Source organism: Scytonema hofmannii PCC 7110, from assembly GCF_000346485.2.
GTDB lineage: Bacteria > Cyanobacteriota > Cyanobacteriia > Cyanobacteriales > Nostocaceae > Scytonema > Scytonema hofmannii.
In genome coordinates, this window is sequence record NZ_KQ976354.1 from 6,040,085 (window position 1) to 6,066,916 (window position 26,832).

Sequence of the window (26,832 nt, forward strand, 5' to 3'; positions counted from 1 at the left end):
GTATATACAAATACTGGTAATCATGGAAACACTTACATCTGCCGCAATTGCTACCCTTCTTCTGACAAAGATGATTGAAAAAGTTGGAGAAAAGGTAGGCGAGAAGTTACCAGACTTGGGAAGTAAGGCTTTGGAACAGATGGGAAAGCTGAAGCAAGTATTGTGGCGTAAAGCTCCAGAAACAGCTAGCGCCATTGAGCGAGTTACTTACCAGCCAGAATTAGTAGAACAGCAATCAGAAGATTATGGTCTGGAAGTGCTGACGGAGAAAATGGAGGTAGCGGCAAAAGCAGATCCAGAAGTTGCTGAGATCGTAGAGGCACTGGCAACGGAAGTCAGACCTCAACTGCCAGAAAACGTAGTTCGTCAGGTCATGGCTAGTGGAATTAAAGCCAAAGGCAAGATCAAGGCGGGGGATATGAACCAAGAAGCTAAGCCAGCCACTAAAGTAGAGCAGGTGATGGGAAGTGATATAGAGACAGAAGGAGATATAGAATTTGGGAATTTGACACAGAAGTAAAGTTGAAGGTTGGAGCGATCGCTCAATAACATACCTGAGGCTGCTATAATGCTGACTACTTTATTTGAAAAATGCGTCGCGGAGCCATATTGAAAAAATATTAAAATTCTATAGTAAAAATAATGAAATGTTTACGCTACTGTAAAATCGCGAAGAACGCCCTATTGATAGAACAGGGAAGAGACGACGCGGATACAAATTAGGCTGATGTGCTATTAGAGGAAACAGCAAATGGGACATGTCATTGCTACTGCAAATATGAAGGGCGGCGTTGGCAAAACCACCCTTACAGTCAATATGGCGACTTGTTTAACCAAAAACCATGGTAAACGAGTGCTTGTTCTGGATTTGGATAGTCAAATCAGTGCCACACTCAGTATGATGTCGCCTCTGGACTTTGCCAAGCTCCGAAAGCAAAAACGGACACTGAGGTATTTACTCGACCAAATTATCAGTCCATCACAAAGAGCAAAATTGACAATTCAAGATATTATTCAGCCTCAGGTTTGTAATCTCCCAGGATTGGACTTATTGCCAGGAGATATCGACTTGTATGATGAATTTGTCGTCTCCGAAATGCTGCATCAGCAAGCAGTTAACTTGGGTGAAAACGACTTTGAAAATATTTGGAATCGTTTTGAAAGAGTCCTACTAGGGAAAGTTTTAGAACCGATTCTTCAAGAATATGATTTTATTCTCTTAGATTGTGCTCCTGGATATAATCTTTTGACTCGCAGTGCTTTAGCTACCAGTCACTTCTACATACTTCCCGCTAAACCGGAACCCTTATCTATTGTCGGTATTCAATTGCTGGAACGGCGCATTGCCCAGTTAAAAGAAAGTCACGAACAGGAAGTAAATATAGGTATACAAATGCTGGGAATTGTCTTTACAATGTCTAACGCTAACTTTCTCAGTGGTAGGTACTACAAACAAGTTATACAACGCGTCCATCAAGATTTTGGCGATGCAAAAGTTTGTCAAACACAAATACCAACTGACGTGAATGTTGCTAAGGCTGTTGATACTTTTATGCCAGCTGTCTTACACACTCCTCAATCAGCAGGTTCAAAAGCGTTTATTCAACTCACACAAGAGTTGTTGCAAAAGTTGGAAAAAGCTCAGGTGGAAAACCAGCAAAAGGGTAACTTGCAATTTGCCACAACTTAAGCCCTCATCCCCGACCCTTCTCCCATTGGGAGAAGGGAGAGTAGTTTGTAAGGGTAAGCAAGCCAAGAGCGATCCTATAGTTATTAAATGCCAAAACAACAAAATCAATTGGAGAAGAATGCCAGCAATTGTTAAATTACAACTCTCTTTGGAAGCTTTAGCAGAAGTCATATCTTCCCTGAGTTTAGAAGAAAAACATCAACTTCAAGAGATAATTGAGCAACAAATTTTTGAAGCTGAAGAAGCCCTGTACGAAGATGATGCAGAAACACAGGCAGAAATTCAAGCAGTTCGCACTGAGTATGCGCTTGGTGAGTACATGACTGTGGATGAATATCTTGCTAACCGCTCAAATCAAGTATCATGAAATGTACTATCCTTATTTCAAAGGCGGTACAAAAACAAATTGACGACTTACCAAATGATATTCAAGAGCGTGTTCTTGAGAAGATTCAACATCTTGCAGATGAACCACGTCCCGATGGAGTTGTTAAATTAAAAGGTTCTGTTCAGGAGTATCGTATCCGGGTGGGTGACTATAGAGTTCGCTATGAAATCAATGATGACAATCAAACAGTACAAATTTTGCAGTGTAAGCATCGGAAAGATGTTTATAAAAAATAAAAGATGTTTCAGTAATCAACGATTTTAAGTTAGATAGAAGATTTTTTCCCTCTCCCCTTGGGAGAGGGTTAGGGTGAGGGCAAACTTCTTAAAATTCTCCTGCTAAAGCTGAAACGCAACGTTCGCAAATGAGAGGATGTTCAGTAAATTCTCCCACACGAGTGGAGTAGTTCCAACATCGATCGCATTTATGTCCATCTGCATCAGCTACACCTAAAACCCATGCATCTGACTGTAAGTTATACTTCAAGCTCTGAGCCTTTTCTGGAGAATCAAGTAAATCTACCTGAGAAGTGAGAAACAGGTAACGTAACTCATCTATTCCATTCTGACTATCATTGAGTGTTTTCACAGAAGAACGCAACTGCTTATCTACTATATGTAGCAGTACCTTGGCTTCCAAGGAAGAACCAATAATTTTGGCTACCCTAGCTTCTTCCAACACCTTATTAACATCATTGCGGAGTTGTCGCAATTGTTGCCAGGATACTGCTAATTCCGGATTTTTCCATCCTTCCTCTAATTGCACCCAACCCGCCTCAAACACCGATTTGTAAGGTGTTTTATAGGGGAGGTACTGCCAGATATCCTCTGCCATATGACACAGCACGGGAGCGATCGCACGTGATAAATTTTCCAAAGCAATCCTCAGTACTGTCTGACAGCTGCGACGACGGAATGCATTGGGCGCACTGATATACAGCCTGTCTTTTGCGACATCCAAATAAAAGTTGGACAAATCCACCACGCAGAAATTCTGCACGGTTTGGAAAAAGCGGAAAAACTGGAAACTGTCAAACGCTTCCGTCACTTCCTGAAAGACTTCTGTAATGCGGTGTAGCATATAGCGGTCAAGAGAAGGCAATTCTGCCAACGGTACCGCATCTTTTTCTGGGTCAAAATCGTGCAAATTGCCCAGTAAGAACCGCGCAGTATTGCGAATCTTGTTGCGTATGTCTGCTAGTTGCTTGATGATATTATTACCCAAGCGCACATCGGCAGAGTAATCTACAGAAGAAACCCACAACCGCACAACATCAACACCGTAACCCGGTTCTTTTTTCTGGTCTTTACCTCCCAAGATGACAGTCGTTGGATCTACCACATTTCCCAGCGATTTACTCATTTTGCGACCTTGTTCATCCAAGACAAAACCGTGAGTCAATACAGTTTTATAAGGAGCACAATTATTGACCGCTACACTTGTGAGCAAACTCGATTGAAACCAACCGCGATGTTGGTCTGAACCTTCCAGATACATATCAACAGGATATCCCAGTTGCGATCGCTGTTCCGCCACAGCCGCCCAAGAGGAACCAGAGTCAAACCATACATCCATGGTGTCAGTTCCTGTACGATAAGACCGACCGTTGTTACGATATTTTTCTGGTAACAACTCCTCTACTGAAAGTTCCCACCAAGCATCAGACCCTTTTTCGGCAAATATTGCTTGGACGTGAGAGATGGTTTCTTCATTCAGCAAAGGTTCTCCCGTTTCTTCATCGTAGAATACGGGGATCGGTACACCCCAACTGCGCTGACGGGAGATACACCAATCAGAACGTTCCGCTACCATTGGGGTGATGCGATTTTCTCCTTGGGCTGGAATCCATTTTACAGATGCGATCGCTTTCAGTGCTTCATCCCTAAATCCTTCCACCGAAGCAAACCACTGTTCTGTAGCCCGGAAAATGGTCGGTTTTTTAGTCCGCCAATCGTAGGGATACTTGTGAACGTAAGCTTCCTCCTTCAGTAAAGAACCAGCCGCAGTCAGCGCATCAATAATCGCTTGATTGCCATCACCAAGAACATTTAACCCAGCAAACTCACCCGCTTCCTTAGTGAAATTTCCGTTATCATCCACTGGTGCGAGGATAGGCAAACCATACCGTTGACCTACCATGTAATCTTCTTGACCGTGACCGGGTGCGGTATGTACCAATCCAGTACCGGAGTCAGTGGTGACATAATCTCCACCTATGACTATTGGACTTTCGCGGTCAAAGAGAGGATGACGGTAGGTAGAATGTTCTAAATCTTTTCCTTTGACTGTTGCTTTTACAGTCAGTTGCGCCTCAAGGACTGTAGACAGACGTTCCACCAAATCCGCCGCCACAATAAGATATTTAAAATTTGCTTCACCTAAAGGAGCAGCATCGCTTTGTTCCTTTGCGTCCCGTGACACTTCCACCACTGCGTAATTGAGTTCTGGATTGAGTGCAACAGCTAAGTTACCCGGAATTGTCCAAGGAGTAGTTGTCCAGATAGCGACAGCCAACTCAGGCAAAAATTCACCCAAAACTGGTTTCACTGCTTCTGACAAACTTGTCATTTTGAAAGCAGCGTAGATACTGCGCGAAGTGTGACCTTCGGGATATTCCAACTCAGCTTCCGCCAAAGCCGTTTTAGAACTGGGACTCCAGTGTACTGGTTTTAATCCGCGATAGATGTAGCCCTTCAGCACCATCTGACCGAAAACACCAACTTGAGCCGCTTCATATTCTGGCTTTAGCGTGAGATAGGGATGTTCCCAATCACCCCAAACACCGTATCTTTTGAAACTTTCCCGTTGTTCATCGACTGTAGACAGGGCAAAATCCTTTGCTTTGTGACGCAGTTGCAAAGACGTCAAGTTTTGCCGTTCTGCTTGCTTCATATTCTGCAAGACTTTCAGTTCAATAGGCAAGCCGTGACAGTCCCAACCAGGTACGTAACGAGCTTTACGACCCCGCAGCAGTTGGTAGCGGTTAATAATATCTTTAAGAATTTTATTTAAAGCGTGACCGATATGCAGGGAACCATTAGCATAAGGTGGCCCATCATGCAATATAAATAAGTCGCCTGGATTTTCTTCAGACAGGCGTTCATAAATCTTATTTTCTTCCCAAAACTTTTGGATTTCAGGTTCCCGCTTGATAGCGTTTGCCCGCATATCAAAGTTGGTTTTAGGTAAGTTTACAGTATCTTTGTAGCTTCCAGGTTCTGTCACAGTACTGAATTGAGTAAATAGAATGTTGTTCTCACTATTATCAGCGAGATTTTCTCAGGTGTTCAACTTAATTTCTTATCGACCGGGCGAATAGAATTCGCGGCTATACAGGCTAAACCCACGTAGGTGGGTTTAAAAGCTCTTAGTCTACTTGATTCAATTTTTCTTGAATAATTTTTCCCACATCTTCTAAAGGCAAATTTGCCGGATAGCGAAGAGCACCACGATTACGAGTGATTAATTCTCCTAAAGCTGCGCTAAAAGCTTTATCGTCATGTCTATGAGTTGAAAGGTATTCTTTTAACTCAGCAATGCTCATTTCTTTAAAGTTAGGCATTAGATGAACTCCCATTCTCCATTTTTGGAGATAACTATTGCCAGATTGGCATATACTTTAGCCTGAATAGATAGCAGTCCTATTTGTTAGGTAAAAATTATTAACCGCTAAGACGCAAAGAGCACGAAGAAAGAGAGAAGAGAGCATTTTACAAATACTTCAAAAAAATGATTACTGCTTGTGGCAGGATAAATCGTTTATTAAGATTTACTTGATTGGCTTCCGTACTGCTTGACAAACTCCTCAGTTTTCAGATACTATTATACAATTGAAATCTGTGCGCTCATATATATAAAGCTTTTTGTAAGAAACTTCTCCATCTAGCATTCCCTTACTTTGGTAAGAGGTTGTGATTTGGTCGGTTATGAGTAAAGCTGCTTCTTTGGAGTTTGAAAGCAAATACCCCAACCGTCAACAGCACGATAGCTGCAATTATTAAAAACGGAGACAGGGTAATAGAGTGAAGCGGTGACTTGGATGCATTTTCTTTTTTTGGATCGCCCCCTCTCACTCTGTCCTCATCCTCTATCATTCGCTGTACTCGCTCGATAAATTCCCTTACTACTTGTGCATTAGGAGATTCCAAGCGTTGTAAAATCTCTAGAGATTGGTGTAAGTGTGAGAGTGCGGTGGTAAAATCTCCCTCCTCATCTGCTAATAATTGCCCCAGCATTGCTAAAGTCACGGCTTTGCCTTGTACATCCCCAATGCCTTCACATAACTCCAAAGATTGCTGATAAAATCCGCTCGCCTGTTGTACTTCTCCTTGCTTAGCGTAGATACCAGCAAGGTTATGAATAATAGCAGCTTTTTGTGTTTCGTCTTCTTGTGAACAATTGTCGAGAGCCTGTTGATAGTGATGCTTTGCTTGTTCAACTTCACCAAGTTCTCATCCAAGCATTCATACAGCCGTCGTCCGGTGATGTCAAAATCCTCTGGCAAGTTAGTATAATAATCCTGCTCAGCCATTTTGATTAAATCGGCGATCGCTGCAGTTTCCAAATTTCTGGATTTATGCTGATTGTAATTGTCAAAAAAGTAACGTAACTCTACCCGCTCTTCGCCCTTCAGCCTTAGGTCGATATGCAGCGTCCGCACTTAATCCCCCATAATTCTACTAGAATAACATCAATCATCAGACGCAAAATTATACATTCACCAAACAAGCCGAAATCTACACAAATAGAGAACATCAGCGTCCATCCGCGTTCATCTGCGGTTCAAAATCATCAATTATCAAGAACTTTGCGAATTTCTTCAACAGTCGTATCTTCCAAAAGCAATCGTCGCCCATTCCGACCAACGATAATCACCTTATCAATCTTTTTACCCTTTTGCTTATATTCCTGATACCACTTACGAATCTGTTCGGCGATCGCGATCATTCCACCAACAATTCCCACAATGGTAGCAACTGTAGCAGCTACACCCTCTCTTTCAGAAGATTCCGAACTCAATTCCCAAGTTCCGGATATTTCTGGACTCGCTAGCAACGCCTCCGTAGCCGAAATAGCATCCTCACCCTCAATAGCCAGTCGAATCTCAGTCATAATACTATCTTAGTTAGTGATGTAAAAAACTACAAATCTTTCTGAACCTATTCCAGAAATCATTAAACCACTTCTTAAAAGTGTGTGCGATCTGTTTGCTTAGCTCCCCAATACCCGATTTATACTGGACAGCAAAGCTAATCGTACCAAAATCTCTCATGGCACTTATTCTTACTACCGATCCTATTCCACTTGTAACTGATGCTCATGGTGTTATCTATGTAGGAAGAACTCGTGTAACACTGGCTACAGTGGTTACAGCTTTCCTTGAGGGTGCTACACCAGAAGAAGTTGTGGAGCAGTATCCATCACTTCAGCTTTCAGATGTCTATTCTGTAATTGGTTACTATTTACGCCACAAAGCTGAAGTTGATGCGTATCTTGTAGAGCGCCAAAACCGTGCAACTGAGGTTCGTCAGGAGGCTGAGAAGCGTTTCAACCCGGTTGGGATACGCGATCGCTTATTAGCTCGGCATAACCAGCAAGGGTAAATAGCTGATGAACTATAATCAAGAAGCTACTTCTTAAAATACAAAATAATGTAAGGAGCAGTTTAAACTATGTCTTTGTTAGAACTGGAAAAAGATACAGAGCTTCTTAAGAACCAATTAATTAAAAATGCTCGAGAAGAAACTAAATCTCAAGGAAATGATTTAGAAGAGTTTATTGAAAAAATAGAATTTAGTTTTCATTTACAAAAGTACGATTTTATATATGAAAATCTTAAAAAAGATTTTTCTCTTTTTTCAAAATTTCTCAAGAAAATTCAAGAACAAGATTCATCAGTAGAAAATCTTGATGTTAAAAATCAAATTAAGATTAGAGCCTCACAAATAGATAATTTTTACAAAAAGCTAAATAACTTAATCAATAAATATGGTGATGTTCTCAACAACGAATCATTAGAAAAACTTAAAGAGAGTAAAGATTTTTTTGGGTGGAGAAAAGAAACGCTAAAAGCTGCATTCTTATTTCAAGAGATAGTAGAATTATCTCAAGAGAAATCGCAAAATTCAAATGTAGATTTAGAAAATGCCGCTAATAAGTATTATAGAGGATTACTAAAACTATTAGACGCTTTAGAAAAATATTCTCGTGGAGCAAAATATAAAGAAGTGATGAATATAAAAGAAGTAGCAAAAACAGCAGTTGAATTACTGCCCAGTTTAAATATTAACGGAGAAAAATATAATACAATTTTCAAAAAAATAGCGAATATAGGAAAAGCTATTTTATGGGAAGTAGATAAGTATGAGAAACTAAGAAATAATCAGCGTTTAATTATTGGAAAGATGCCTTTTGAAAAACTTTTAGAAGAAAGTCAAAAAAGAATTCATCTTCTTGATACTTTAGACCCTAAAACAGAAGAAGAAATGCGAGATCAAGTAGAAGCTCTGAAAATCCTTGAAAATCGGTTTAAAGATAGATAATTATTTTAGATGACCATTGTACTTCTAGATTCCAGCCCTTTAGGATTAATTACAAACCCTGGTAAAAACTCAACAGCAATAAAATGTAGAAGGTTGATTCAAGAATTAGTAAGAAATAAAATTTTAGTGGCAGTACCAGAAATCATAGATTATGAACATCGCCGCGAACTCATTCTCTGTGGTTCTGGAGGTGTTGAAAGACTAGATAGGTTAGGAGAACTAGGGTTAGCTTACGCTCCATTAACAACAGAGGTAATGAGGAAAGCAGCAGAGTTATGGGCATGGGCAAGAAAAACTGGTCAACCAACTGCACACAAAGAAAAAATTGATATTGACGTTATCCTAGCAGCACATTCAATAGTTTTAAGCTTAGAAACCGGAAAACATACAATAATTGCAACAAGTGACAGTGACCACAAGAGATATAAAGTGGACGCAGTAAAATGGGAAGATTTAACAGTAGAGTATTGTTTAAATCCAATAGCATCTAAAATTCCATTACGAAAATCTGAACAAAATTAGAGGCGATCGCTCTTTACTTTTGGTAGTGCGATCGCCCTAGGTTCGTTGGTTACATTTAAGTGTTAAGAACCCTGAGTTGGGGGATTTGGTGGAACTTGTTCGGGAGGTGTTTCAGCAGGAGGAGCAAGTTCAGCATCGGGAGCAACTTCTACAACAGGAAGAGGCGGTGTTTTATCCTCTGCACTTTCTTGAGCCGCTTCTACCAATTGCCAGGACGGAGGATTTGGTGGAATTGGTTCTGTAACAAGCTTGGTTTTTGCTTCCGAATCAACGACTGCTTCTGCTGGTTGTCTTGATGTTGGGGTTGTGGCTTCAGTGTCAGTGGTAGGCGGTTCTGCGATAGGCGAAGCGCCTAACGGCTTAAGCCGTATCGCACTGCGTTGGTCAGAAATTTCAACCGTTGGCGTTGCTGTAGGAGATACAGCTGCTTTTGAAGTTTCCGGGGTCTTAGTCACCCCAGTGTGTTGAACCTTATCTTTTGGACGAGAGAAGGTGCTACTAAACCACTGTTGCAACGGAGCGAGTCGTTCTTGCAGTGACAGCTGAGAAACCGAGCTTTGAAGGTTCGTTTTGACCTCTTCAGCACTTGGTATTTGGGTTTGTTGTGCTGTAGGCGTCAGTTGACGGCGCAATGAGAGTGTTTGCCAGCCAAACCACCCCAAAAGAGCGACACTAGCCACATGACCCAGCAAAAGACCTCCAGTAATGCGTGGTGCAAATATCCATAAAACCAAGGCGTAGAACAGCCCTACACCACTCCAAATAAAATCATTCTTTCGGTGGATTTCTGGGAAAAAGAAAGCTGCTATGTAGAGCGCTATACTACCCAGACCAACTGTCAACGCTAGGACGTGTGCCAGCATCTTGTGGTTACTCCTTTCTGGAATTGGGGAATAGGGAGTGGTGAGTAGGGAGTAGGGAGTAGGAATATTTTATAACTATTCCCCATTCCCCATTCCCCACTCCCCTCAACTAATTTTGCAAAATTTGTCCGTAAATTGTTGAGATAGATACAAATTAAAATTAATTGTTTGTATCTTTGTGTATTTTTACTCTGTTCGTGAAGTCTTAATGTCTTCTTTATAAGAGAAGCGAAAATCTCGGACTAACCTAAAGATAAAGAGAATCTGCAAGAGTTAGCCAAAAAAATTATGACACAGCAAAGCTTTGGTGTGATTGGTCTAGCCGTTATGGGAGAGAACATCGCTCTAAACGTTGAGCGAAACGGCTTTCCAATCGCAGTTTACAACCGCTCGCGCGACAAGACCGATAAATTCATGGCGGAACGTGCTAACGGAAGAAACGTCAAAGCCGCGTTTTCTCTGGAAGAGTTCGTAGCTGCCTTGGAACGTCCCAGACGAATTTTGATTATGGTTCAAGCTGGTAAGCCTGTAGATGCAGTGATTGGCCAGCTTAAACCTTTGCTAGACGAAGGTGACATCATTATCGACGGTGGCAACTCTTGGTTTGAAGATACAGATCGACGCACTCAAGAATTGGAACCTGCTGGTTTTCGGTTCCTTGGGATGGGCGTCAGTGGTGGTGAAGAAGGAGCACTCAATGGTCCTTCACTCATGCCGGGAGGGACACAAAGCTCTTACAAGTATTTGGAGCCAATTTTTACGAAAATTGCGGCTCAAGTCGATGATGGTGCTTGCGTAACCTACGTTGGTCCCGGTGGTTCCGGTCACTACGTGAAGATGGTGCATAACGGCATTGAGTATGGTGATATGCAGCTAATTGCAGAAGCCTACGATTTGCTGAAAAGTGCTGCTGGATTGGATCACAATCAGCTCCATCAAGTTTTTAGTGAGTGGAATACCACCGACGAACTAAATTCTTTCTTGATTGAAATTACTGCCAACATCTTCCCCTATATCGACCCAAGTACAAATTTACCTCTGGTAGATTTGATTGTTGACGCGGCTGGTCAAAAGGGAACCGGACGTTGGACAGTACAAACTGCTTTGGAATTGGGTGTTGCTATTCCGACCATTACCGCCGCAGTCAATGGTCGAATCATGTCTTCCTACAAGCAAGAACGTATTGCAGCATCTAAGATCCTCACAGGTCCAACAGGCAAATATCAGGGTGATAGCAAAGAGTTTATCAACAAAGTTCGCGATGCTCTCTACTGCTCAAAAATCTGTTCCTATGCTCAAGGAATGGCTTTGCTATCCAAAGCTTCCCAAACATATAACTGGAATTTGCAACTGGGCGAATTGGCACGGATTTGGAAGGGTGGCTGTATCATTCGGGCTGGATTTTTGAATAAAATCAAGAATGCTTTTGGCGAAAATTCATCTCTACCCAACCTGCTCTTAGCGCCTGAATTTAAACAGACAATCCTTGATAGGCAAAATGCTTGGCGGGATGTTTTGGCAACTGCAGCAAAACTAGGTATCCCAGTACCAGCATTCAGTGCATCTTTGGATTACTTTGATAGCTACCGTCGCGATCGCCTACCTCAAAACCTGACTCAAGCACAACGCGACTACTTTGGCGCACACACCTACGAGCGTCTAGACAAACCCGGTGCTTTCCACACTGAGTGGGTCCCTATTACCGAGAAGAACGGCTAAATTCCAACCTGTTTTTCGCCGAATGAAATAATGTGGGGTAGGCGTCCTCGCCTGCCCCTAATTCATGGCATACTGCTCACGTCCTCGCCTGCCCCTAATTCATGGCATACTGCTCACGTCCTCGCCTGCCCCTAATTCATGGCATACTGCTCACCTTTTTTTCCTGGCGGGCAAGATGCCCGCACCACAAGAGCAAATTTTGGAATAATTGTTCATTTGGAAGTTTTTTACGGGGGCAATGCCTTGCGCCTCTACTAACAACTAACCATTTTCTTGATACTTAGCTTTTAATTCCTCTAATTCCTCATCAATAATACTTTTGCCAGAAGGCTGGGGTTGTTGTGCGGGTTGAAATTGAGTGTTTGTACTGACATTGTTTGAGTTCCCACCACTGCTACCCCCCAAAAGCTTTGTTTTTACTTCTTGCAGTTCTTTATCAATTAAGTCATTTATAGGATTGACAGAAACAGATTTATGTGCAGTGGACAGTGGATTAACAGGAGTGACTGCTATTGGTGATGCGATAGGCGAAGCGCCTAACGGCTGAAGCCGTATCGCTACTGACGACTGGTGATTCAAATCTGTAAGGACAGCATTGACTGTTTGATAGCGTTGGGCAACAGTAGGTTCTAGCATTTTGTCAAGAATTCGTCTCAACTCATTGCTGACTGGAGTTTTGAGATGCTGTTGCCAAACCCAAGTCGCATTATAAGTATCATATATGTCAAAAGGAGAACACTGAGTTAGGAGATGAATGCAAGTCACACCCAAACTAAATATGTCACTTGCAAAAACAGCTTTTCCTCTGATTTGTTCGGGTGCAACATATTCCGGACTACCAATACTAGTACCAGTTCTGTTTAAAGCAGTATAAGTAGCTGCTTTTGCAGCACCAAAATCTACGATAACAAGATTTCCAACGGCTGAGGCAGTCGATTTTCGGCGAATTATATTTTCTGGTTTAATATCTCTGTGAATGACTTGTCTTTCATGACAAAACTGCAACACTGGCAATAAGTCGTTGAGTAAGTGCCGAATTTCCACTTCATTGAAAGCACCTCTTTGTGCCAATTCCTCAGCCAAGTTAAGCCCATCAATAAATTCTTGTACAAGATACTGGCGATCGTCTTGAGTAAAATAAGCCAGTAGTTCTGGGATTTGTGGATGTTTTCCCAACTCATCCAAGCGCATTGCTTCTTGAGTAAACAACTCAACGGCTTTTTCCACTGTACTCGTGCCTTGGGCTTGGGGATAAAATTGCTTAATGACACAGCGTGGTTTAGACGGTTTATCCTCATCCACAGCTAAGAAGGTTCTACCAAAACCACCTTGTCCTATTGGTTTGATAGCACGGTATCGTTCTTTTAGGAGGAGTTTGGAACCGCAAGTCAAGCAAAACTTGCCATCATTGGTATGCTGGGGGTTCGGACAAAAGGGATTCAGGCAGTAGGTCATGTTACAGCGATCGTACAGTGGCAAACTTCTTGTTATATTTAGAAGTTCGCTCTCAGTTATCTTTATTCTGCCACGTCAAACAAAATGGTGCTTTATGTTCGTCAATTATCCTTTCCAAAACGTTGATTGAGTGGGTGTGCTACCCTATCCTTCATGACTTCTGCTAACATTTCATCCACCGACTCAGGATCGTCGGCGACTAATCCTATCAATCGGTCTCGGAAAATTTGTTCATAGCAGAACGCTTTAACAACTGAGCCTTCAGCCACAAATGCAATACTAGGTCGTAGATACTCAAATGCAAAAATCACTTGATCTCGATAACCTTGGTCATTTTCACATACCCACACGGTCATTAACTTTTTACCAATGAAAGACTGACACCAAGATGGAGTATTTACTACAGAAGCAGTGGTATTTGGTTCTTGCCTTATCTCTATTTCATCAGTATCAGTCATTGGTATCAATGTAACTGTTGAATCTTGAAAAATAAGCTGAACTTTATCTAGACAAAGTTCATTACCAACAAACTCTTCATATTCAACTATTGATACTGCTGTTAAAGGCTGTCCTACAGGAAATTTATTCACCACCATATTTTTCACGCTTCTTTTTAGCTTGTTTAAGAATTTTAATAGCAGTTTCTGCGTCGGCATCTCCTACGGATGCAAGATTGGCTAACTCACCCACTTTTAAATTTTGATAATCGGTTCGCAATTGATTGACTTGACCTTGCCCTCCTCCACGCTCTCGAATTGCATTAGCAATGATGTCATCTTTCAGAATAACAAGATTGCCAAGTTTCTTCAGCCCACCAGGTGAAAGTTTAACTCCCTCTTGCTCATCCATTAAATTGGCTCTAACTTTGTTTTTTCGTCTAAGTAAATTTTAATTTTACTGTTAAATTAGATACTTTCTTATAGGCGATCGCTGACTTGCACAAAAAGGCGTAAATAGAGATCCCATTTTCACGACTTCTCGTCTTTTGTTCCCTGGCTCCACCGGGGCATACATACACCGAGCCTCTGCTTCGCGTGATAGACTGACGCTTCTAGCCCTCTAAATCAATAAAAAAAGGATAAAGTATAAAGTCAGCAATTTTTATCCTTTAGCTTTCATCCTTTATCCTTTATAAAATGTGTCTAGATGTAATAATGATGCTGCTGAGGCAAAAATCTGTATGACAAGCTACCAATCACAGCAAGAAAAGCCCGTAACTGAATCCGTGTCAGATGCGGAACTCATCAACGAATTTATCGCTGAGACAACGAGTATCAACTATGTAGAGATCGTTGAAAACGTCATCGATACTTTAGAACAAGATGACAGTGCAATGGTAAGTCATCCTTCAGAAGGAGGTTATCGTTGGAAGTTTAACTATGGTAGTGTAGAAGTCTTTGTCCAGCTGACTGGCATAACAGATGAAGATACCATAACGGTTTGGTCAGCGGTGCTAAAATTGCCTGCTAAGGATGAACCAAAATTAATGCGACAACTCTTGGAAATGAATGCATCAAGTACCTTTGAATCCCATTTTGCCATCATTGAAAACCAAGTAGTTGTTATGGGAACCCGCACTTTAACAGATTTATCCCCTAGTGAGGTTTCCCGTCTGATTACGGTGGTAGCAACTATCGCTGACAACAACGACGAAGCGTTACAATCTGAGTTCGGTCTTAATTGAAGAAATTTTAAAATCCTATGTGGCGACTAATTCCGTTGCTAGAAGCGAATGGTGACTTGCAGATGGCAATTGACCGTTGGTTGCTAGAACAGCACCTGTTGCGATCGCATCCTTCTACTATACGATTTTATACTTGGTCGCCACTGACTATTTCCTTAGGATACCACCAACACAAATATCCAGAACACTGGCAAAATCTGGTTTGGCAGGGAGAAAAAATCAACTTGGTGCAGCGTCCAACAGGGGGACGGGCAGTCTTGCATCAAGGTGATTTAACTTACACCGTAGTAACATCTGGACTGGCGGGAAATCGTCTTGAGATGTACCAAAAAATTTGTGAGTTTCTGATTCAAGGGTGGCGATCGCTTGGCGTAGAACTGCACTACGGTACAACAGGGCGAGGTTATATCCATAACCCCAATTGTTTTGGTACTGCAACTGGTGCCGATTTAGTATTGCCAGATGGAACAAAATTTATTGGCAGCGCCCAACTGAGACGGGGAGGAACCATTTTGCAACATGGTTCTATTCGTTTGCAACCAGATGCTGAGTTATTTGCTCAAGTTTTTCCTGGGGAAACATTCACACCCGTGAAACTTCCTCAATTAGACATTGAAAAGATTATGACAGCATTACTTTCTGCTGCTAGCCGTTGTTTTGATACCCAGTTTGAGGAGCGTCCTCTGTCTCAGTCTGAATGGGAAGCAATTGAAGCGGGTGTTAAGTTGGTTAAGATCCCCGACTTCTTCAAGAAGTCGGGGATCTTGTAGCCCATCTTTGTTCTGCCAATTTGAACAAAGAATGCGATAGATAGTTAGCTCAAACTAAGTCTAGACATGGCTTTCTCAATCCAAAATCTAAAATCTAAAATCCAAAATGGTATTAGATAGACTGAGAAGCAAGAAAAGCTTCGACTTCTGCTGCAGTGGGTTGGGCTGCGATCGCACCTGCTTTCATCGTCGTTAAAGCCCCTGTTGCACTGGCATAATTCAGGATTTTTCTCACAGTTTCTTTGTCGTTCAAGCTTTGGATACCATGAGTCAGTAATTGGTGGATGAAGCCAGCGACAAAACTATCCCCTGCACCAGTTGTATCAACGACAGGGATGGAAAAAGCTGGTAGTTTGCCTTCGTTTTCCCCAAGGCAATAAGCACAGCCGTTTTCTCCATCTGTGATCAAAACTCCTTCAACCGAATTTAGGCGGTAAGTGATTGCGCCTGCATCACTGGTGTCAAATAGCCATTCGGCTTCTTCTTTAGACAGTTTCAGAAAATCGACTTGTTTAAATAATTCTTGAATTTTTTGGGGAGCAATATCAGGGTTTGTCCAGAATACGGGACGCCAATTGATATCCAGAAGAATCTTGACATCATACTGTTCTGCTAGCTCTAAAGCGCGGTAAATCGCTTGCCCGCTTTCAGGATAAGCTAACTCTAAAGTCCCTAAAACTAGAAAATCTGCTGCTTCAAATAACTCTGTTGGTAATTTGTTAGCTTTCAGGTAAGTGTCAGCAAACTCTGTGGTTTCAAAGTCTTTAAAGCCAGCAAAAGAGCGATCGCCTTCCAGAGATCGTACAACATTAACTTGCCTTGTTGGTGCTGTGGGATGACGCTGTATTCCTGTTGTATCTACACCCACTGTTTCAAACAGTTCCACCAGTTCATTCCCTGGTGCGTCCTCACCCACACAACCGACAAATCCTGAAGGTGTTCCCAACTTCACTAGAGCACAGGCTACATTAGCAGGTGCTCCTCCAGGATAAGCAGTCCAAGACTCAACCTCTTCTAGCTTTCGCCCCAATTGGTTAGCCAATCGGTCAAACAAAACTTCACCCAGGCACAAAACACGGGGATTACTCATTGAATTTTGGATTTTGGCTTAGGAACTTCCAGTATAAAATTACAACATTTCTGCCAATTTGTTGGCGATCGTTCATACAATTAAACAGCAACTTTTGCTACGCACTTTAAGTTTTAAGTACTCTTCTGTAATAGCATTTTTAACTCCTTTTTTCCTGAGTTATCACTTAATTATTAAGTATTAAATACAACTAATAAGTTGCCCCCCTTGTCCCTCTTCTCCCCTTGTCCTACCTGCCCCACTGCTCATAAAAATAGTATTTCTGCTTATACTTTAAGGATCTACCTCCAAAAGAATCTTCTAGAATGAGAAAGAGCGATTAAGTACATATACTAAGGAGGAAAAAAACTCATGGCTGGTGGCGAGTCTCAGACCCCTGTTAGTCTGTCAGACAGAGAACTGCAAATTATTGATTTAGTGGCCGCTGGCTTAACTAACCAAGAGATTGCAGCTAAGTTAGAAATAAGCAAGCGTACAGTTGACAACCATATCAGCAATATTCTCACCAAGACAGGCACAGATAACCGAGTTGCTCTTGTCCGTTGGGCATTGCACTGGGGCAAAGTCTGCTTGAATGATGTAAATTGCTGCCCTCTGCCTAATTACAACAATGATTCAACAAGTTCAGCTAACTCAACAAATGTCTAGCATTCTGTCAAGCTAATTTTGACTGGTTGCTTATAGTTTCCTCCTCACAATTTAGATTAAAGGTGTAAACCTTGCAAAATCAAGTAAGGCAGAGCTAAATTAAGTAGTCATCATGTATTTTCATACACCAAAACGGATAAAAATGCGATTGGCGATTGGCGATTGGTGATTGGTTGTTCTCCCCTGACCCCTGACCCCTATTTTCATTTTCTATCTAACCAGTAACAAACTAACTACATTTTGTGCGGCGTTTCTCTCAGGAATTTTCAAGGAATAAATTATCCAAAATGAGGCTTCCATCAGAGAAGAACAACGCCGCACAAAGTGTTCTTTAGAAAAATTTGGCCTTCAGTAAACTGAACTAGAGCCAATAGTCAACAAAAATTAGCAACAATCCAGAGATTGAAACGTTACATTTAAAAGAAATGTATGTTGCTCCACGGTCTCAGGAGCAGTGTTTTTATGGATACTTCTTCTCTTTTCTTTATTGATATTACAGCAGCCCAACCAATGCAAGATGCCGATTTACTCAGGCATTTATCATTTGTTCCTGGGTTGGAAGAATTTCTCATTTTGCGTCAAGTTCATGCTTTGGAACATGCCACAGTTTGGGTTCTAAGCGGCGCAAAAAGTCCTTATGCTCCTCCTGCTAGAGCAACAAGTCATTTTCAAGTTGACAACGAACTCTTAGGTGGTTTATCTACAGAAAAAGGATTTTATCTGTATGGAGAGGTAAATATTAGCGATTTACGAAGAGCCGCAACACTTGCTCTACAACGTTTAACTAACGGTGAAGAGGATTTAGCCGTGCATCCTCGTTGTGGTACAAATCTTTCAGTAGCGATGGTGCTCACAGCTGGGTTAGCTGTGGGAATGCATCTACTACTACCACGAGGACCCATTGAGCAACTCATAGGTTTGGGGTTAGCAGCAACCACCGCTTGTGAACTTGCTCCTGAGGTAGGTGCTTCGGTACAGCGATACCTGACAACGTCTATTCCCTTCAACTTAGAAATCGATAGTATTACGCGCACGCGAGATATTTGGGGACGCGAGGCACATTTTGTTAAAGTACGATGGAGAGATTAGAATAACAGTGACCAGTGACCAGTGACCAGTGACCAGTGACCAGTGACCAGTGACCAGTGACCAATGAGAAAATTTTATTTCTTACTTCCCGGAACATATGGTAAGTTTGCTTGCGGAGGGCTTTGGGCAGAGTTAAAAACATTAACGCTGACGCAGCAAATCTGTAGTGCTGATGTTGTGACTTATCGCCAAAGGGAAAAAGATAAGCTTTTTTTAGACGATTTACTTAGAGAAAAAAATTTAGATGATGTCATTTTTGTCGTTAGTTGGGGATTTGATGTAGCTCGACTTGTGGCAAAGCTCAAGCAATATAATGTTGTCTATCACGCACACAGCGCAGGTTATGGTTTTGGTTTGCCTTCAAGTATTCCCATCATTGCTGTTAGTCGAAATACTATGGGATATTGGGGGCAAAAAGCTCCAAATTCCCTAATTTATTATTTACCCAATCAAATTTCTAATGAATTTCAAAATCTCAACGTAGAAAGAGATATTGATGTTTTAATTCAATCTCGTAAATCTTCTCAATATCTAATTCAGGAATTGATTCCAGATTTGCAGCAGCAATGTCAGGTGACAATTGTTAATTCCTATGTTGAGGATATAGCTGGTCTATTTAATCGAGCTAAAGTTTACCTCTATGATTCAGCAGAATATTGGGCGCAACAAGGTGTAAGTGAAGGGTTTGGTCTCCAACCTATGGAAGCACTGGCTTGTGGTTGTCAAGTATTTTCTAGTATTAATGGTGGATTATCTGATTATTTAGAGCCTACGTTTAATTGCTATAAAATAGCTGGTTATTCAAGAGAATATGATGTTCAACGTATTCTGAAAGTGTTGAAGTCTTGGAAGCCATCCAATTTGCCAGAAGAGTTTTTTGCCGAGTACAGAACGGGTAATATCGTTCAACACTTGAAGGTGATTATTGATGATCTGAACAATTTTTACGACCACAAAATGCATTATACATCCAATATCAAAGAGTTGACAAAAATGCGTTTATCACAATTAAATATTCAGCGAATTTTTACTAAACTGAATCAGAAAATAAGGAGAAAGGATAAAAGCTGAAAAATGGGACAACAACGACTACGCCTGAAGAAATGAGGGTAGCTTTGCAACGTTTGTTGGAAGAAAATGTTTGAACCGCAGAGGCACAGAGTACACAGAGAGAAGAGAGGAGTAAGGAGTTTGATAAGTCGTCGGTTGTTGGTGACTGGTGGTGCGGGGTTTATTGGCTCTAATTTTGTACATCACTGGCTAAAGGTTTATCCAAATGACCGTGTGGTGGTGTTGGATGCTCTCACTTATGCGGGAAATCGTCGTAATTTGGAGTCTGTTGAGAAACAGGAGAATTTTCGCTTTGTAGAGGGAAATATTTGCGATCGCACTCTCATAGCGGAGTTGTTACAAGTAGAAAATATTGACACCATTGCCCATTTTGCTGCTGAATCCCATGTTGACAGGTCAATTTTGGGACCGGGTGCGTTTGTAGAAACGAATGTAGTCGGGACTTTTACCTTATTGGACGCTTTTCGCCAGTATTGGTCTGGGAAGGGTAAGCCAGTGGAGTATCGTTTTCTGCACGTTTCTACTGATGAGGTTTATGGTAGTTTGAGTCCCACAGATCCTGCTTTTACGGAAAGTACACCTTATGCTCCCAACAGCCCTTATTCAGCATCTAAAGCAGGAAGCGACCATTTAGTCCACGCTTATCACCATACTTACGGTTTACCGACAATTATTACAAATTGCTCTAATAACTATGGTTCCTATCAGTTTCCGGAAAAGCTAATTCCTCTGATGTGTATCAATGCTCTTCTAGGTAAGCCATTACCAGTTTATGGGGATGGTAAAAATGTGCGGGATTGGCTTTATGTTGGGGATCACTGTCAAGCTTTAGATGTCGTTATTCATTCTGGAAAACTAGGTGAAACTTATAACATTGGTGGTAATAATGAGGTGGAAAATATCAATCTCGTGCAAATGTTGTGTCAATTGATGAATGAATTAGCACCTAACTTACTCGTGCATCCATCAGAGCAATTGATTACTTTTGTTAAAGATAGACCTGGACATGACCGGAGATATGCTATAGACGCAACTAAAATTACAACACAATTGGGTTGGACGCCTTCGGTAACTATTGCAGAAGGTTTGCGTCTTACAGTGGAATGGTATCTTACCCATCGCGATTGGTGGGAACCTTTGCTATCTGAGGAGTATCAGGCTTATTACAGAAAGGTTTATGCTTAGTGGTAGGTTATTAATACGCTGCTGCAAAAATTTGTTCTGCTGTTAGCTTTAATTCTGGGAGAGTTGGGGAAACAATGCGTTCGCGTAGCGGCTGCTTTGCAGCATGAACCTCGTTGTCAAAGTGAATTTGGAGCAGGAGACTGCTTAATTTGATTGTTTAAGTTATAGCTTCTCCTTGCACTGTAGAGAATTATCAACCAACCCCGGTATAGTTAAAGATACCGAGGTTTTTCTTATTTGTTAGGGTAGGGTAGATGCAATCTTAGGGACTTATAGCTAGATTAAAGAAATCAAGCTGGTGATAAGCAGGTGTTAGATGCTGCAAGTAGAACAAGTGTTACAGAATCGCTACCAACTCCAACGCCAACTTGGTAGCAATGGGGTTCGCCAAACTTGGCTTGCATCGGATTTACAAGCCTTGGACGTAGAAAAAAAGCAAGTGGTGGTTAAATGCCTTGCTTTTAGTGAAACTGTACAATGGGACGATTTAAAGCTTTTTCAGAGGGAAGCACAAGTTCTCAAAAATCTACATCATCCTCAAATTCCAAAGTATATTGATGATTTTTGTATTGGCGATGCTGCAAAGCAGCCGCTACGCGAACGCACCCTCTGGTTTTGCTTGGTACAAGAATACATTCCTGGTGAATCCCTCAAAGAATTGCTGGTTCTAGGTAAGCGATTTACAGAAATCCAAGCCAAAGAAATTGCTGTTCAAGTTTTAGATATTCTCACAGAACTCCATGAACTCTATCCAGCAGTACTGCATCGCGATATCAAGCCGAGCAATTTAATTTGGGGTGAAACTGGTAAAATCTATTTGGTGGATTTCGGTGCAGTGCAAGACAGAACTTCAAGAGAGGGAGCGACTTTCACTGTAGTAGGAACTTATGGATATGCGCCTATGGAGCAATTTGGCGGTAGGGCAGTTCCTGCATCAGATTTATATGCTTTAGGGATGTCATTGATTCACTTGGTCACTGGAATTTCTCCATCTGATTTACCCCAAAGCAATTTAAAGATTCAGTTTAGCGATGCTGCAAAGCAGCCGCTACGCGAACGAGTTAGCTTGAGTCCAAGTTTTACAAGTTGGTTGCAGAAAATGACCGAACCTGCACCAGAAAATCGCTTTTCAACGGCTCGTCAAGCAATGGATGCACTCAATTCTGGTTTGATTGTACAAGACCAAGATTTGTCAATTCAAGACATTAGAAATAATTCTGGATGCGGTCTGAAAAATCGTGTAGAAAAAGTTCCAGAAGAAATCAAAAGTTGGAACTGGGGTGCTTTTTTAGTGCCTTGGTTTTGGTTGTGGCAAAATCACGTGTGGAGTGGATTGCTCTGTTTTGTACCAATCGTAGGTTTTCTGATGTCTATTACACTTGGTATAAAGGGGAATGAATGGGCTTGGAAAAGTAGACGTTGGCGCAGTATTCAACACTTTAAAGAACATCAAAGAAGCTGGGCTATTGCAGGAATTCTATTCGCAGCACCTATCAGTATTCTGTTATGGCTTACTAGCACTATCTTGCTAGTAAGCGTTTTTTTACCATAAAAAAAGCGCATCATAATTAGTTTGTAGTAGCGTGCTCGCGCAAAGACAGCGCTACTACGAGCCGAAACTATTTTGCGTTACATAGTTTGGTTTTTTCTCGCAAACTTAATCTGGTAGTGAGCGCATGAGTCGCGATCCGCGCTATTGTGTTTCTGAGCAAACATTTTTTAGATGCATTTTTCTTGGCTTAATTGTATAACTTGGCAATCATTTATCAAACCAACTTTTGTCGTTTCAGACTCTAATAGTAGCTCTTTCTAAAGAAATTTATCAACTCCTACACATTCATCGCGTTTTAATTAATAGTAGAAACAAGAGCTTCTTTTTGTCACATTTTTGTATGCTATATAATACATTTCCGGTAATCTTCTAGCGGAAAGGGAGTAATTCTAGAAGAGCTTTTGGGCGCGATATCAAACTATTATTATCATAATCCAAAATCCAAAATCTTAATATCCTGTTGCTGCCAAGTCCAGTTTGTAGGAAAAAGGAACTCTTTCAACTGAAGACTCCCAAGTTCCATTAGAATAAAGTCTCAGCAAACGAAATCCAGGTGATTTTTGGTCAAGAGAAAACTTTGAGCTCGAGGGAGCAAACTGTATGCAGGTTGAGGGAGTACCAAGATAATCCACTGAGTGACGCTGACAGTGGAATTCCTGGTGTATGTGACCAAATAAAACTAACTTGACTTGTGGATGGCGATCGACTATGGCAAACAAATCTTGTGAATTTTGGAGGGTGCTGCTGTCAAGCCACTTCGAGTCTACCTTAAACGGTGGATGGTGTAAGGCTAAGAGTGTGGGCTTATTATCCCCCATTGATAACTGAAAATCCAACCAATGCAAAATTTTGGCAGACAGATGACCGTGTACGCATTCAGGTACAGTCGAGTCAAGTAATATAAAATGCCAGCCCCCACGCTCAAAAGACTTCCGGCGAGAAACTAGCCTCAAATTGAGAATTTGTTCCATTGCGATCGCATTATCGTGATTTCCCGGTAACCAGTAGGTGGATATTTCCAGTGGGCGCAGCAGATTTTGCAGCATTTCATAAGATTCAAGGCTACCGTCACCAGATAAATCCCCGGTCAGCAATAATAAATCAAGCTCGGAACGCAGTTTTTTCAACCGCCGGATAGTAGCTTGAAAAGATAAAGTCGTTGGCATTCCAAGCAATTGTTCGTTCTCATCCGCAAACAAGTGCATATCTGAGACTTGTGCGATTGACAAGGGAAAAACTGGATTCATCTTTAGTGATAGCAATTTAAGCGTTTTAATATGCAAATTTCCTTTACGAGGATAACAAATTGTAACTAAAGTTGCTCGGTTTAGTTTGATAGCACATACATACTATACACTTAACTGGGCAATCCGCTACCTATTTTATAAGCTTTCTGTCACTTACGTCGCCTTTCTTTATATCCGTAAATTCCACAAACATAATAGAATTTATTTACTAGCTTTCAACACGAAGATTTCCAAGACAACAATTTTTTAAATGATTTAGGATTCCCAAGTGGAGTGGTATCATGTTCGATTAATGACTTATCAAATCATTAGCTTGTAGTTACGATGCGTATGTATCGCAACTACAAACGTAGTATAAGTTCGTAACTCATCAATTACGAATTACGAATTACAAATTACACCAGTTTGAACAAAGAATGGGACAGATAGTTGGTTGAAATCAAGTCTAGACATGACTTTCTCAATCCAAAGTTTAAAATCTAAAATCCAAAATGGTATGACGAATTCTAATCAGGTTTTTGAGTTGCGATCGCTAATTTTGCTCCCTCTATTTGTCGAACTTTATCCATTACCCCCACAACTTGACCGTGATTGACTCCTTCATCTGCATTGATAACAACCATAACCTGCTGTTGTGGTTGGACTTGTTGGCGCACCTCATTTTCCAACTGTTCCAAACCAATCGGCTTCTTATCCAAAAATATCTGTCCCGTCTTATTGATTGTCACCGTCACTTGTGCAGGACGTTCTGCTTGTCCGGTAGCTGCTTTAGGTAAATTTACTGGCAACCCTTCCGATCTTGTTAAAAACAGTGTTGACATAATAAAGAAAGTCAGAATCGCAAATATAACATCTATCATTGGAACGATATTAATCTGCGACGGCATATCGGGTTCATCTGGCAGACGCATAAGTCTTCCCTCCACGTTCGTAGCGATGGCGATAAAGCAATTCTAATTGTCCACCGTACTCCTGAATTCGTGCAATTTCTCTTTGGTAAAGACCTCGGAAAGTATTAGCAAACAGAAGTGTGAAAATCGCAACAACCAAGCCTGATGCAGTAGAAACCAACGCTTCACTAATACCAGCCGTCACACCCGCAGTTCTTGAACCTCCCACATCACCAATGTTGAGAGAAGCAAAGGAGACAATGAGTCCCAACACAGTTCCCAAAAGCCCCAACAGCGGTGCCAGAGAGATGATAGTATCAAAGATATTTTGAAAGCGCTTAAGCAAAGGAATTTCAGCTTGTGCTTCACTTTCTAGAGCCAAACGAAATTCGTCTGGTGTTGGTTCCTCTAATTCCAAGGCAGTTAGAAAAATGCGTGACATTGGCAAATCTGCATTTTTCCGCAGCTTGTCAATTGCACCAACGACATTATCAAGACGGTAAAGGTTCAGAACTTCCCTTACCAAGCGGCTTTGACGGGTATTGACCTTTACCCAAAATCGCACGCGCTCGATAATTAAAGCCACTGCTAACACAGAAAACGCCAGCAGGGGCCACATTACCACACCACCTGCAACAAACAGATTTTGAATTCCCATGTGCTATCTCTCTAGCCTCTAGATTTTGTCAGACTATCAGATTAGGGGATAAAACTGATAGAAGTTCTCAATATAAATTAAAAGAAATGCCAATTTATGTCAAACGACAATCGGCCATATGATATAGAAATTATGATTTTCAATCGATGATTTTGATTAAAGATCCTATAAATACTCGTTTAGAGATGTATTTTGCTTTATCTAAGGTGACTGATTATCTTTAGTTCTTGATTGACATTTGTTTCTAAATGTTTTAATCTTCAAGAGTTATTGATAATAGGTAGCGATAACTATGAGCTTTTCTGGTACGGCTCTACAGCACAGAGAGAAAGAATCAAAGGCTCTTAGGACTTTTCTAACTTTTAGTCTAGTAGGATCGTTAGGGCTGCATATCGGTGTCCTAGCTTCTGGTATAGTCAATCTGTTAACAAGAGTACCTGAAATCAAAGAAGAACCTATAGAGGTTGTAGTTGTTGAAGAAGCAGCAGCTATCGAAAAAAACAAGCCTGCCGAAGAGCCTATAAAACCAGTAAAGCCTCGTGTAGAGCAGTTACCAAAGGTTCCACAAGCGCCAAAACAAGAAGTTGTTAAAACAATCAAAACTCCAATCGTTGAACCAATCAAACCTGTAGAACCTGTACCAGTGCCGCAAAAAGAAACTGCGATCGTGCCACGAAAGCTAGAAATAAAGCCTCAAAAGATTGCACGAATTGTCACCCCACCAGTAGAAAAACCAACTCCAAAGCCACAACCGAAAGTTATTGAACCAACAAATACACAAAGCCAACCTAACCTGGCTCCTAAGCAGCAACCTGATGACGATTTAACACAAAAATTGCGGGAGTTGAGGAATGTGAAACCAACACGAGGAGGTGGCGGCGGCGGTGGTCTTCCTATTGCCACAGGTTCGGGAAGCGGTGTAGTAGCTACTGGTAGTGGTGGTGGTACTGGTACAGGCATTGGTTCGGGGACGGGCAGTGGCATTGGTTCGGGGACGGGCAGTGGCATTGGTTCGGGGACGGGCAGTGGCATTGGTTCGGAGACGGGCAGTGGAACACAAGTGGCAACAGCCCCAAGACCAAGACCAGCAGTGACAAAGTTCGATTTTGTAGATTGTGTAAAATGCGATCTTAAATATCCAGAAAGAGCAGAACGGCGAGGTATAGAAGGTAAACCGGGTATCACTTTTGATGTCGATAACAATGGCAATGTCATCAATATCAAACTCACTCGTCCTAGCGGACACAATGAACTTGATGAAGCATTGATGAATCAAGCCAGAAAATTTAAATTAAATTCTGCTGCGGCTGGAAAACAGAACGTACAGTTGGTAGCTAATTTCACTAAGCCAGGATCGCGACAAAATCGAGAAGCCCTGAAGCGTCAGAGAGAAAAAGAAGAACGCAGACGCCAACAACAAGCAGAAGCTGAGAAGAAACGCGAAGCCGAAGCTACAGCAGCGAATGAAACTGAGGCAATTCCCGGACGCAGGCGGCGGAGAATGATATCCGATTCTCCAGCAGCACCAACTTCTCCAGTTTTACCCTCCCAACAACCAGAAAGTACACCTCAGTCTCTAGAACAATCTCCTTCTGCTAGCCCAAGCCCAAGCAATTTGGAGCCAATATCACCTGGCAATGAGAACGATTTAGGCGATCGCTTGCGTCGTTCTCAAGAGCAACCCCAACCTTAAGGCATTTCCGATGGGTAAGTTGGCTCAGATCCCCGCCTTCTCAAAGAAGTCGGGGATCTTGCAGTAACACCATTGA

At 41.6% G+C, this 26,832-nt stretch carries 28 protein-coding genes and 1 pseudogene; 16 read left to right on the plus strand and 13 right to left on the minus strand.

Features of this window, described 5'->3' with window-relative positions; genetic code table 11:
* Nucleotides 1-22: 22 nt before the first annotated feature.
* From WA1_RS25115 to WA1_RS25130, 4 genes are all read left to right on the plus strand, one after another.
* Nucleotides 23-520: a hypothetical protein gene (locus WA1_RS25115; RefSeq protein WP_017739765.1), complete on the plus strand. Its 498-nt coding sequence runs from the start codon at nt 23-25 to the stop codon at nt 518-520.
* Between the two features lie 231 nt (nt 521-751).
* The gene (locus tag WA1_RS25120) at nt 752-1,690 is read left to right on the plus strand and encodes a ParA family protein (protein WP_017739764.1); all 939 of its coding nucleotides are present in this window, start codon (nt 752-754) and stop codon (nt 1,688-1,690) included.
* A gap of 118 nt (nt 1,691-1,808) precedes the next feature.
* Nucleotides 1,809-2,057, plus strand: coding sequence for a hypothetical protein (locus tag WA1_RS25125; RefSeq protein WP_017739763.1), 249 nt, complete (start codon nt 1,809-1,811; stop codon nt 2,055-2,057).
* Nucleotides 2,054-2,314, plus strand: a complete 261-nt coding sequence (locus WA1_RS25130; protein ID WP_017739762.1) for a type II toxin-antitoxin system RelE family toxin — start codon at nt 2,054-2,056, stop codon at nt 2,312-2,314. Before WA1_RS25125 ends, WA1_RS25130 begins: the two co-directional genes overlap by 4 nt.
* Nucleotides 2,315-2,402: 88 nt before the next feature.
* On the opposite strand, the gene ileS is transcribed toward WA1_RS25130, so the two are convergent.
* The 5 genes and pseudogenes from ileS to WA1_RS25155 form a co-directional block, all read right to left on the minus strand.
* On the minus strand, nt 2,403-5,303 hold the full coding sequence (ileS, locus tag WA1_RS25135; RefSeq protein ID WP_017739761.1) for an isoleucine--tRNA ligase: 2,901 nt from the start codon (nt 5,301-5,303) through the stop codon (nt 2,403-2,405).
* A 142-nt stretch (nt 5,304-5,445) separates the two neighbouring features.
* Nucleotides 5,446-5,640 (minus strand): DUF6887 family protein, encoded by a 195-nt coding sequence (locus WA1_RS25140; RefSeq protein WP_017739760.1) that lies wholly within the window; start codon nt 5,638-5,640, stop codon nt 5,446-5,448.
* Between the two features lie 331 nt (nt 5,641-5,971).
* Nucleotides 5,972-6,421, minus strand: coding sequence for a tetratricopeptide repeat protein (locus WA1_RS25145; protein ID WP_473163461.1), 450 nt, complete (start codon nt 6,419-6,421; stop codon nt 5,972-5,974).
* Nucleotides 6,413-6,466, minus strand: a pseudogene (locus tag WA1_RS62100) (hypothetical protein); the annotation flags it as partial. The gene WA1_RS25145 and the pseudogene WA1_RS62100, both read right to left, overlap by 9 nt.
* Before the next feature lie 403 nt (nt 6,467-6,869).
* Nucleotides 6,870-7,190 carry a hypothetical protein gene (locus WA1_RS25155; RefSeq protein ID WP_017739757.1) on the minus strand — a complete coding sequence of 107 codons (321 nt, stop codon included), beginning with the start codon at nt 7,188-7,190 and terminating at the stop codon, nt 6,870-6,872.
* A gap of 158 nt (nt 7,191-7,348) precedes the next feature.
* On the opposite strand from WA1_RS25155, the gene WA1_RS25160 reads away from it, so the two are divergent.
* The 3 genes from WA1_RS25160 (at nt 7,349) to WA1_RS25170 (ending at nt 9,142) form a co-directional block, all read left to right on the plus strand.
* Complete coding sequence (locus WA1_RS25160) at nt 7,349-7,681, plus strand: DUF433 domain-containing protein (protein ID WP_017739755.1); 333 nt, start codon at nt 7,349-7,351, stop codon at nt 7,679-7,681.
* Nucleotides 7,682-7,750: 69 nt separating this feature from the next.
* Nucleotides 7,751-8,620 carry a hypothetical protein gene (locus WA1_RS25165; RefSeq protein WP_017739754.1) on the plus strand — a complete coding sequence of 290 codons (870 nt, stop codon included), beginning with the start codon at nt 7,751-7,753 and terminating at the stop codon, nt 8,618-8,620.
* A gap of 9 nt (nt 8,621-8,629) precedes the next feature.
* Nucleotides 8,630-9,142: a type II toxin-antitoxin system VapC family toxin gene (locus WA1_RS25170; protein WP_017739753.1), complete on the plus strand. Its 513-nt coding sequence runs from the start codon at nt 8,630-8,632 to the stop codon at nt 9,140-9,142.
* Between the two features lie 62 nt (nt 9,143-9,204).
* Here WA1_RS25170 and WA1_RS25175 read toward each other — a convergent pair whose 3' ends face one another.
* Nucleotides 9,205-10,005 carry a Ycf66 family protein gene (locus tag WA1_RS25175; RefSeq protein WP_017739752.1) on the minus strand — a complete coding sequence of 267 codons (801 nt, stop codon included), beginning with the start codon at nt 10,003-10,005 and terminating at the stop codon, nt 9,205-9,207.
* 288 nt (nt 10,006-10,293) lie between these two features.
* On the opposite strand from WA1_RS25175, the gene gndA reads away from it, so the two are divergent.
* Nucleotides 10,294-11,724, plus strand: a complete 1,431-nt coding sequence (gene gndA, locus WA1_RS25180; RefSeq protein ID WP_017739751.1) for an NADP-dependent phosphogluconate dehydrogenase — start codon at nt 10,294-10,296, stop codon at nt 11,722-11,724.
* 261 nt (nt 11,725-11,985) lie between these two features.
* On the opposite strand, the gene WA1_RS25185 is transcribed toward gndA, so the two are convergent.
* From WA1_RS25185 to WA1_RS25195, 3 genes are all read right to left on the minus strand, one after another.
* Nucleotides 11,986-13,179, minus strand: coding sequence for a serine/threonine-protein kinase (locus WA1_RS25185; protein WP_017739750.1), 1,194 nt, complete (start codon nt 13,177-13,179; stop codon nt 11,986-11,988).
* A gap of 101 nt (nt 13,180-13,280) precedes the next feature.
* The gene (locus WA1_RS25190; protein ID WP_017739749.1) at nt 13,281-13,775 is read right to left on the minus strand and encodes a DUF6334 family protein; all 495 of its coding nucleotides are present in this window, start codon (nt 13,773-13,775) and stop codon (nt 13,281-13,283) included.
* Nucleotides 13,762-14,028 (minus strand): hypothetical protein, encoded by a 267-nt coding sequence (locus tag WA1_RS25195; RefSeq protein ID WP_017739748.1) that lies wholly within the window; start codon nt 14,026-14,028, stop codon nt 13,762-13,764. Before WA1_RS25195 ends, WA1_RS25190 begins: the two co-directional genes overlap by 14 nt.
* 331 nt (nt 14,029-14,359) lie before the next feature.
* On the opposite strand from WA1_RS25195, the gene WA1_RS25200 reads away from it, so the two are divergent.
* Both WA1_RS25200 and WA1_RS25205 read left to right on the plus strand, forming a co-directional pair.
* Nucleotides 14,360-14,863: a YbjN domain-containing protein gene (locus WA1_RS25200; protein ID WP_017739747.1), complete on the plus strand. Its 504-nt coding sequence runs from the start codon at nt 14,360-14,362 to the stop codon at nt 14,861-14,863.
* Nucleotides 14,864-14,880: 17 nt separating this feature from the next.
* On the plus strand, nt 14,881-15,633 hold the full coding sequence (locus tag WA1_RS25205; RefSeq protein WP_017739746.1) for a lipoate--protein ligase family protein: 753 nt from the start codon (nt 14,881-14,883) through the stop codon (nt 15,631-15,633).
* A 112-nt stretch (nt 15,634-15,745) separates the two neighbouring features.
* Here WA1_RS25205 and WA1_RS25210 read toward each other — a convergent pair whose 3' ends face one another.
* Nucleotides 15,746-16,723 (minus strand): carbohydrate kinase family protein, encoded by a 978-nt coding sequence (locus WA1_RS25210; protein ID WP_017739745.1) that lies wholly within the window; start codon nt 16,721-16,723, stop codon nt 15,746-15,748.
* A gap of 351 nt (nt 16,724-17,074) precedes the next feature.
* Between WA1_RS25210 and pedR the strand changes: the two genes are divergently transcribed.
* From pedR to WA1_RS25235, 5 genes are all read left to right on the plus strand, one after another.
* A complete protein-coding gene (gene pedR / locus WA1_RS25215; RefSeq protein WP_017739744.1) occupies nt 17,075-17,371 on the plus strand; it encodes a photosynthetic electron transport-dependent transcriptional regulator PedR in 297 nt (98 codons plus the stop codon).
* Between the two features lie 462 nt (nt 17,372-17,833).
* Nucleotides 17,834-18,460, plus strand: a complete 627-nt coding sequence (locus WA1_RS25220) for a DUF6391 domain-containing protein (protein ID WP_017739743.1) — start codon at nt 17,834-17,836, stop codon at nt 18,458-18,460.
* Between the two features lie 63 nt (nt 18,461-18,523).
* The gene (locus WA1_RS25225) at nt 18,524-19,531 is read left to right on the plus strand and encodes a glycosyltransferase (RefSeq protein ID WP_017739742.1); all 1,008 of its coding nucleotides are present in this window, start codon (nt 18,524-18,526) and stop codon (nt 19,529-19,531) included.
* Between the two features lie 123 nt (nt 19,532-19,654).
* On the plus strand, nt 19,655-20,716 hold the full coding sequence (rfbB, locus tag WA1_RS25230; protein ID WP_026134299.1) for a dTDP-glucose 4,6-dehydratase: 1,062 nt from the start codon (nt 19,655-19,657) through the stop codon (nt 20,714-20,716).
* A gap of 316 nt (nt 20,717-21,032) precedes the next feature.
* On the plus strand, nt 21,033-22,268 hold the full coding sequence (locus tag WA1_RS25235) for a serine/threonine protein kinase (protein ID WP_017739740.1): 1,236 nt from the start codon (nt 21,033-21,035) through the stop codon (nt 22,266-22,268).
* 449 nt (nt 22,269-22,717) lie between these two features.
* On the opposite strand, the gene cpdA is transcribed toward WA1_RS25235, so the two are convergent.
* The 3 genes from cpdA to WA1_RS25250 form a co-directional block, all read right to left on the minus strand.
* The gene (cpdA, locus tag WA1_RS25240) at nt 22,718-23,515 is read right to left on the minus strand and encodes a 3',5'-cyclic-AMP phosphodiesterase (RefSeq protein ID WP_017739739.1); all 798 of its coding nucleotides are present in this window, start codon (nt 23,513-23,515) and stop codon (nt 22,718-22,720) included.
* 506 nt (nt 23,516-24,021) lie between these two features.
* Entirely contained in the window at nt 24,022-24,426 is a 405-nt protein-coding gene (locus tag WA1_RS25245) for an ExbD/TolR family protein (RefSeq protein ID WP_017739738.1), read from the minus strand.
* Nucleotides 24,410-25,063 (minus strand): MotA/TolQ/ExbB proton channel family protein, encoded by a 654-nt coding sequence (locus tag WA1_RS25250; RefSeq protein WP_017739737.1) that lies wholly within the window; start codon nt 25,061-25,063, stop codon nt 24,410-24,412. The genes WA1_RS25245 and WA1_RS25250 overlap by 17 nt, the downstream gene beginning before the upstream one ends.
* Nucleotides 25,064-25,355: 292 nt before the next feature.
* Between WA1_RS25250 and WA1_RS25255 the strand changes: the two genes are divergently transcribed.
* Nucleotides 25,356-26,756: an energy transducer TonB gene (locus WA1_RS25255; RefSeq protein ID WP_066613011.1), complete on the plus strand. Its 1,401-nt coding sequence runs from the start codon at nt 25,356-25,358 to the stop codon at nt 26,754-26,756.
* The last annotated feature ends 76 nt before the right edge of the window (nt 26,757-26,832 follow it).

Excerpts from the sequence above, each read along its gene's own strand:
- WA1_RS25160 (WP_017739755.1), top strand. The coding sequence starts at position 7,349 with ATGGCACTTATTCTTACTACCGATCCTATTCCACTTGTAACTGATGCT.
- WA1_RS25185 (WP_017739750.1), bottom strand. The coding sequence starts at position 13,179 with ATGACCTACTGCCTGAATCCCTTTTGTCCGAACCCCCAGCATACCAAT.
- WA1_RS25225 (WP_017739742.1), top strand. The coding sequence starts at position 18,524 with ATGAGAAAATTTTATTTCTTACTTCCCGGAACATATGGTAAGTTTGCT.
- WA1_RS25210 (WP_017739745.1), bottom strand. The coding sequence starts at position 16,723 with ATGAGTAATCCCCGTGTTTTGTGCCTGGGTGAAGTTTTGTTTGACCGA.
- WA1_RS25220 (WP_017739743.1), top strand. The coding sequence starts at position 17,834 with ATGGATACTTCTTCTCTTTTCTTTATTGATATTACAGCAGCCCAACCA.
- cpdA (WP_017739739.1), bottom strand. The coding sequence starts at position 23,515 with ATGAATCCAGTTTTTCCCTTGTCAATCGCACAAGTCTCAGATATGCAC.
- WA1_RS25165 (WP_017739754.1), top strand. The coding sequence starts at position 7,751 with ATGTCTTTGTTAGAACTGGAAAAAGATACAGAGCTTCTTAAGAACCAA.
- WA1_RS25255 (WP_066613011.1), top strand. The coding sequence starts at position 25,356 with ATGAGCTTTTCTGGTACGGCTCTACAGCACAGAGAGAAAGAATCAAAG.
- WA1_RS25190 (WP_017739749.1), bottom strand. The coding sequence starts at position 13,775 with ATGGTGGTGAATAAATTTCCTGTAGGACAGCCTTTAACAGCAGTATCA.
- WA1_RS25155 (WP_017739757.1), bottom strand. The coding sequence starts at position 7,190 with ATGACTGAGATTCGACTGGCTATTGAGGGTGAGGATGCTATTTCGGCT.
- WA1_RS25200 (WP_017739747.1), top strand. The coding sequence starts at position 14,360 with ATGACAAGCTACCAATCACAGCAAGAAAAGCCCGTAACTGAATCCGTG.
- WA1_RS25170 (WP_017739753.1), top strand. The coding sequence starts at position 8,630 with ATGACCATTGTACTTCTAGATTCCAGCCCTTTAGGATTAATTACAAAC.
- WA1_RS25245 (WP_017739738.1), bottom strand. The coding sequence starts at position 24,426 with ATGCGTCTGCCAGATGAACCCGATATGCCGTCGCAGATTAATATCGTT.
- WA1_RS25130 (WP_017739762.1), top strand. The coding sequence starts at position 2,054 with ATGAAATGTACTATCCTTATTTCAAAGGCGGTACAAAAACAAATTGAC.
- WA1_RS25120 (WP_017739764.1), top strand. The coding sequence starts at position 752 with ATGGGACATGTCATTGCTACTGCAAATATGAAGGGCGGCGTTGGCAAA.
- WA1_RS25250 (WP_017739737.1), bottom strand. The coding sequence starts at position 25,063 with ATGGGAATTCAAAATCTGTTTGTTGCAGGTGGTGTGGTAATGTGGCCC.
- WA1_RS25195 (WP_017739748.1), bottom strand. The coding sequence starts at position 14,028 with ATGGATGAGCAAGAGGGAGTTAAACTTTCACCTGGTGGGCTGAAGAAA.
- WA1_RS25125 (WP_017739763.1), top strand. The coding sequence starts at position 1,809 with ATGCCAGCAATTGTTAAATTACAACTCTCTTTGGAAGCTTTAGCAGAA.
- gndA (WP_017739751.1), top strand. The coding sequence starts at position 10,294 with ATGACACAGCAAAGCTTTGGTGTGATTGGTCTAGCCGTTATGGGAGAG.
- WA1_RS25140 (WP_017739760.1), bottom strand. The coding sequence starts at position 5,640 with ATGCCTAACTTTAAAGAAATGAGCATTGCTGAGTTAAAAGAATACCTT.
- WA1_RS25235 (WP_017739740.1), top strand. The coding sequence starts at position 21,033 with ATGCTGCAAGTAGAACAAGTGTTACAGAATCGCTACCAACTCCAACGC.
- pedR (WP_017739744.1), top strand. The coding sequence starts at position 17,075 with ATGGCTGGTGGCGAGTCTCAGACCCCTGTTAGTCTGTCAGACAGAGAA.
- WA1_RS25205 (WP_017739746.1), top strand. The coding sequence starts at position 14,881 with ATGTGGCGACTAATTCCGTTGCTAGAAGCGAATGGTGACTTGCAGATG.
- WA1_RS25115 (WP_017739765.1), top strand. The coding sequence starts at position 23 with ATGGAAACACTTACATCTGCCGCAATTGCTACCCTTCTTCTGACAAAG.
- WA1_RS25175 (WP_017739752.1), bottom strand. The coding sequence starts at position 10,005 with ATGCTGGCACACGTCCTAGCGTTGACAGTTGGTCTGGGTAGTATAGCG.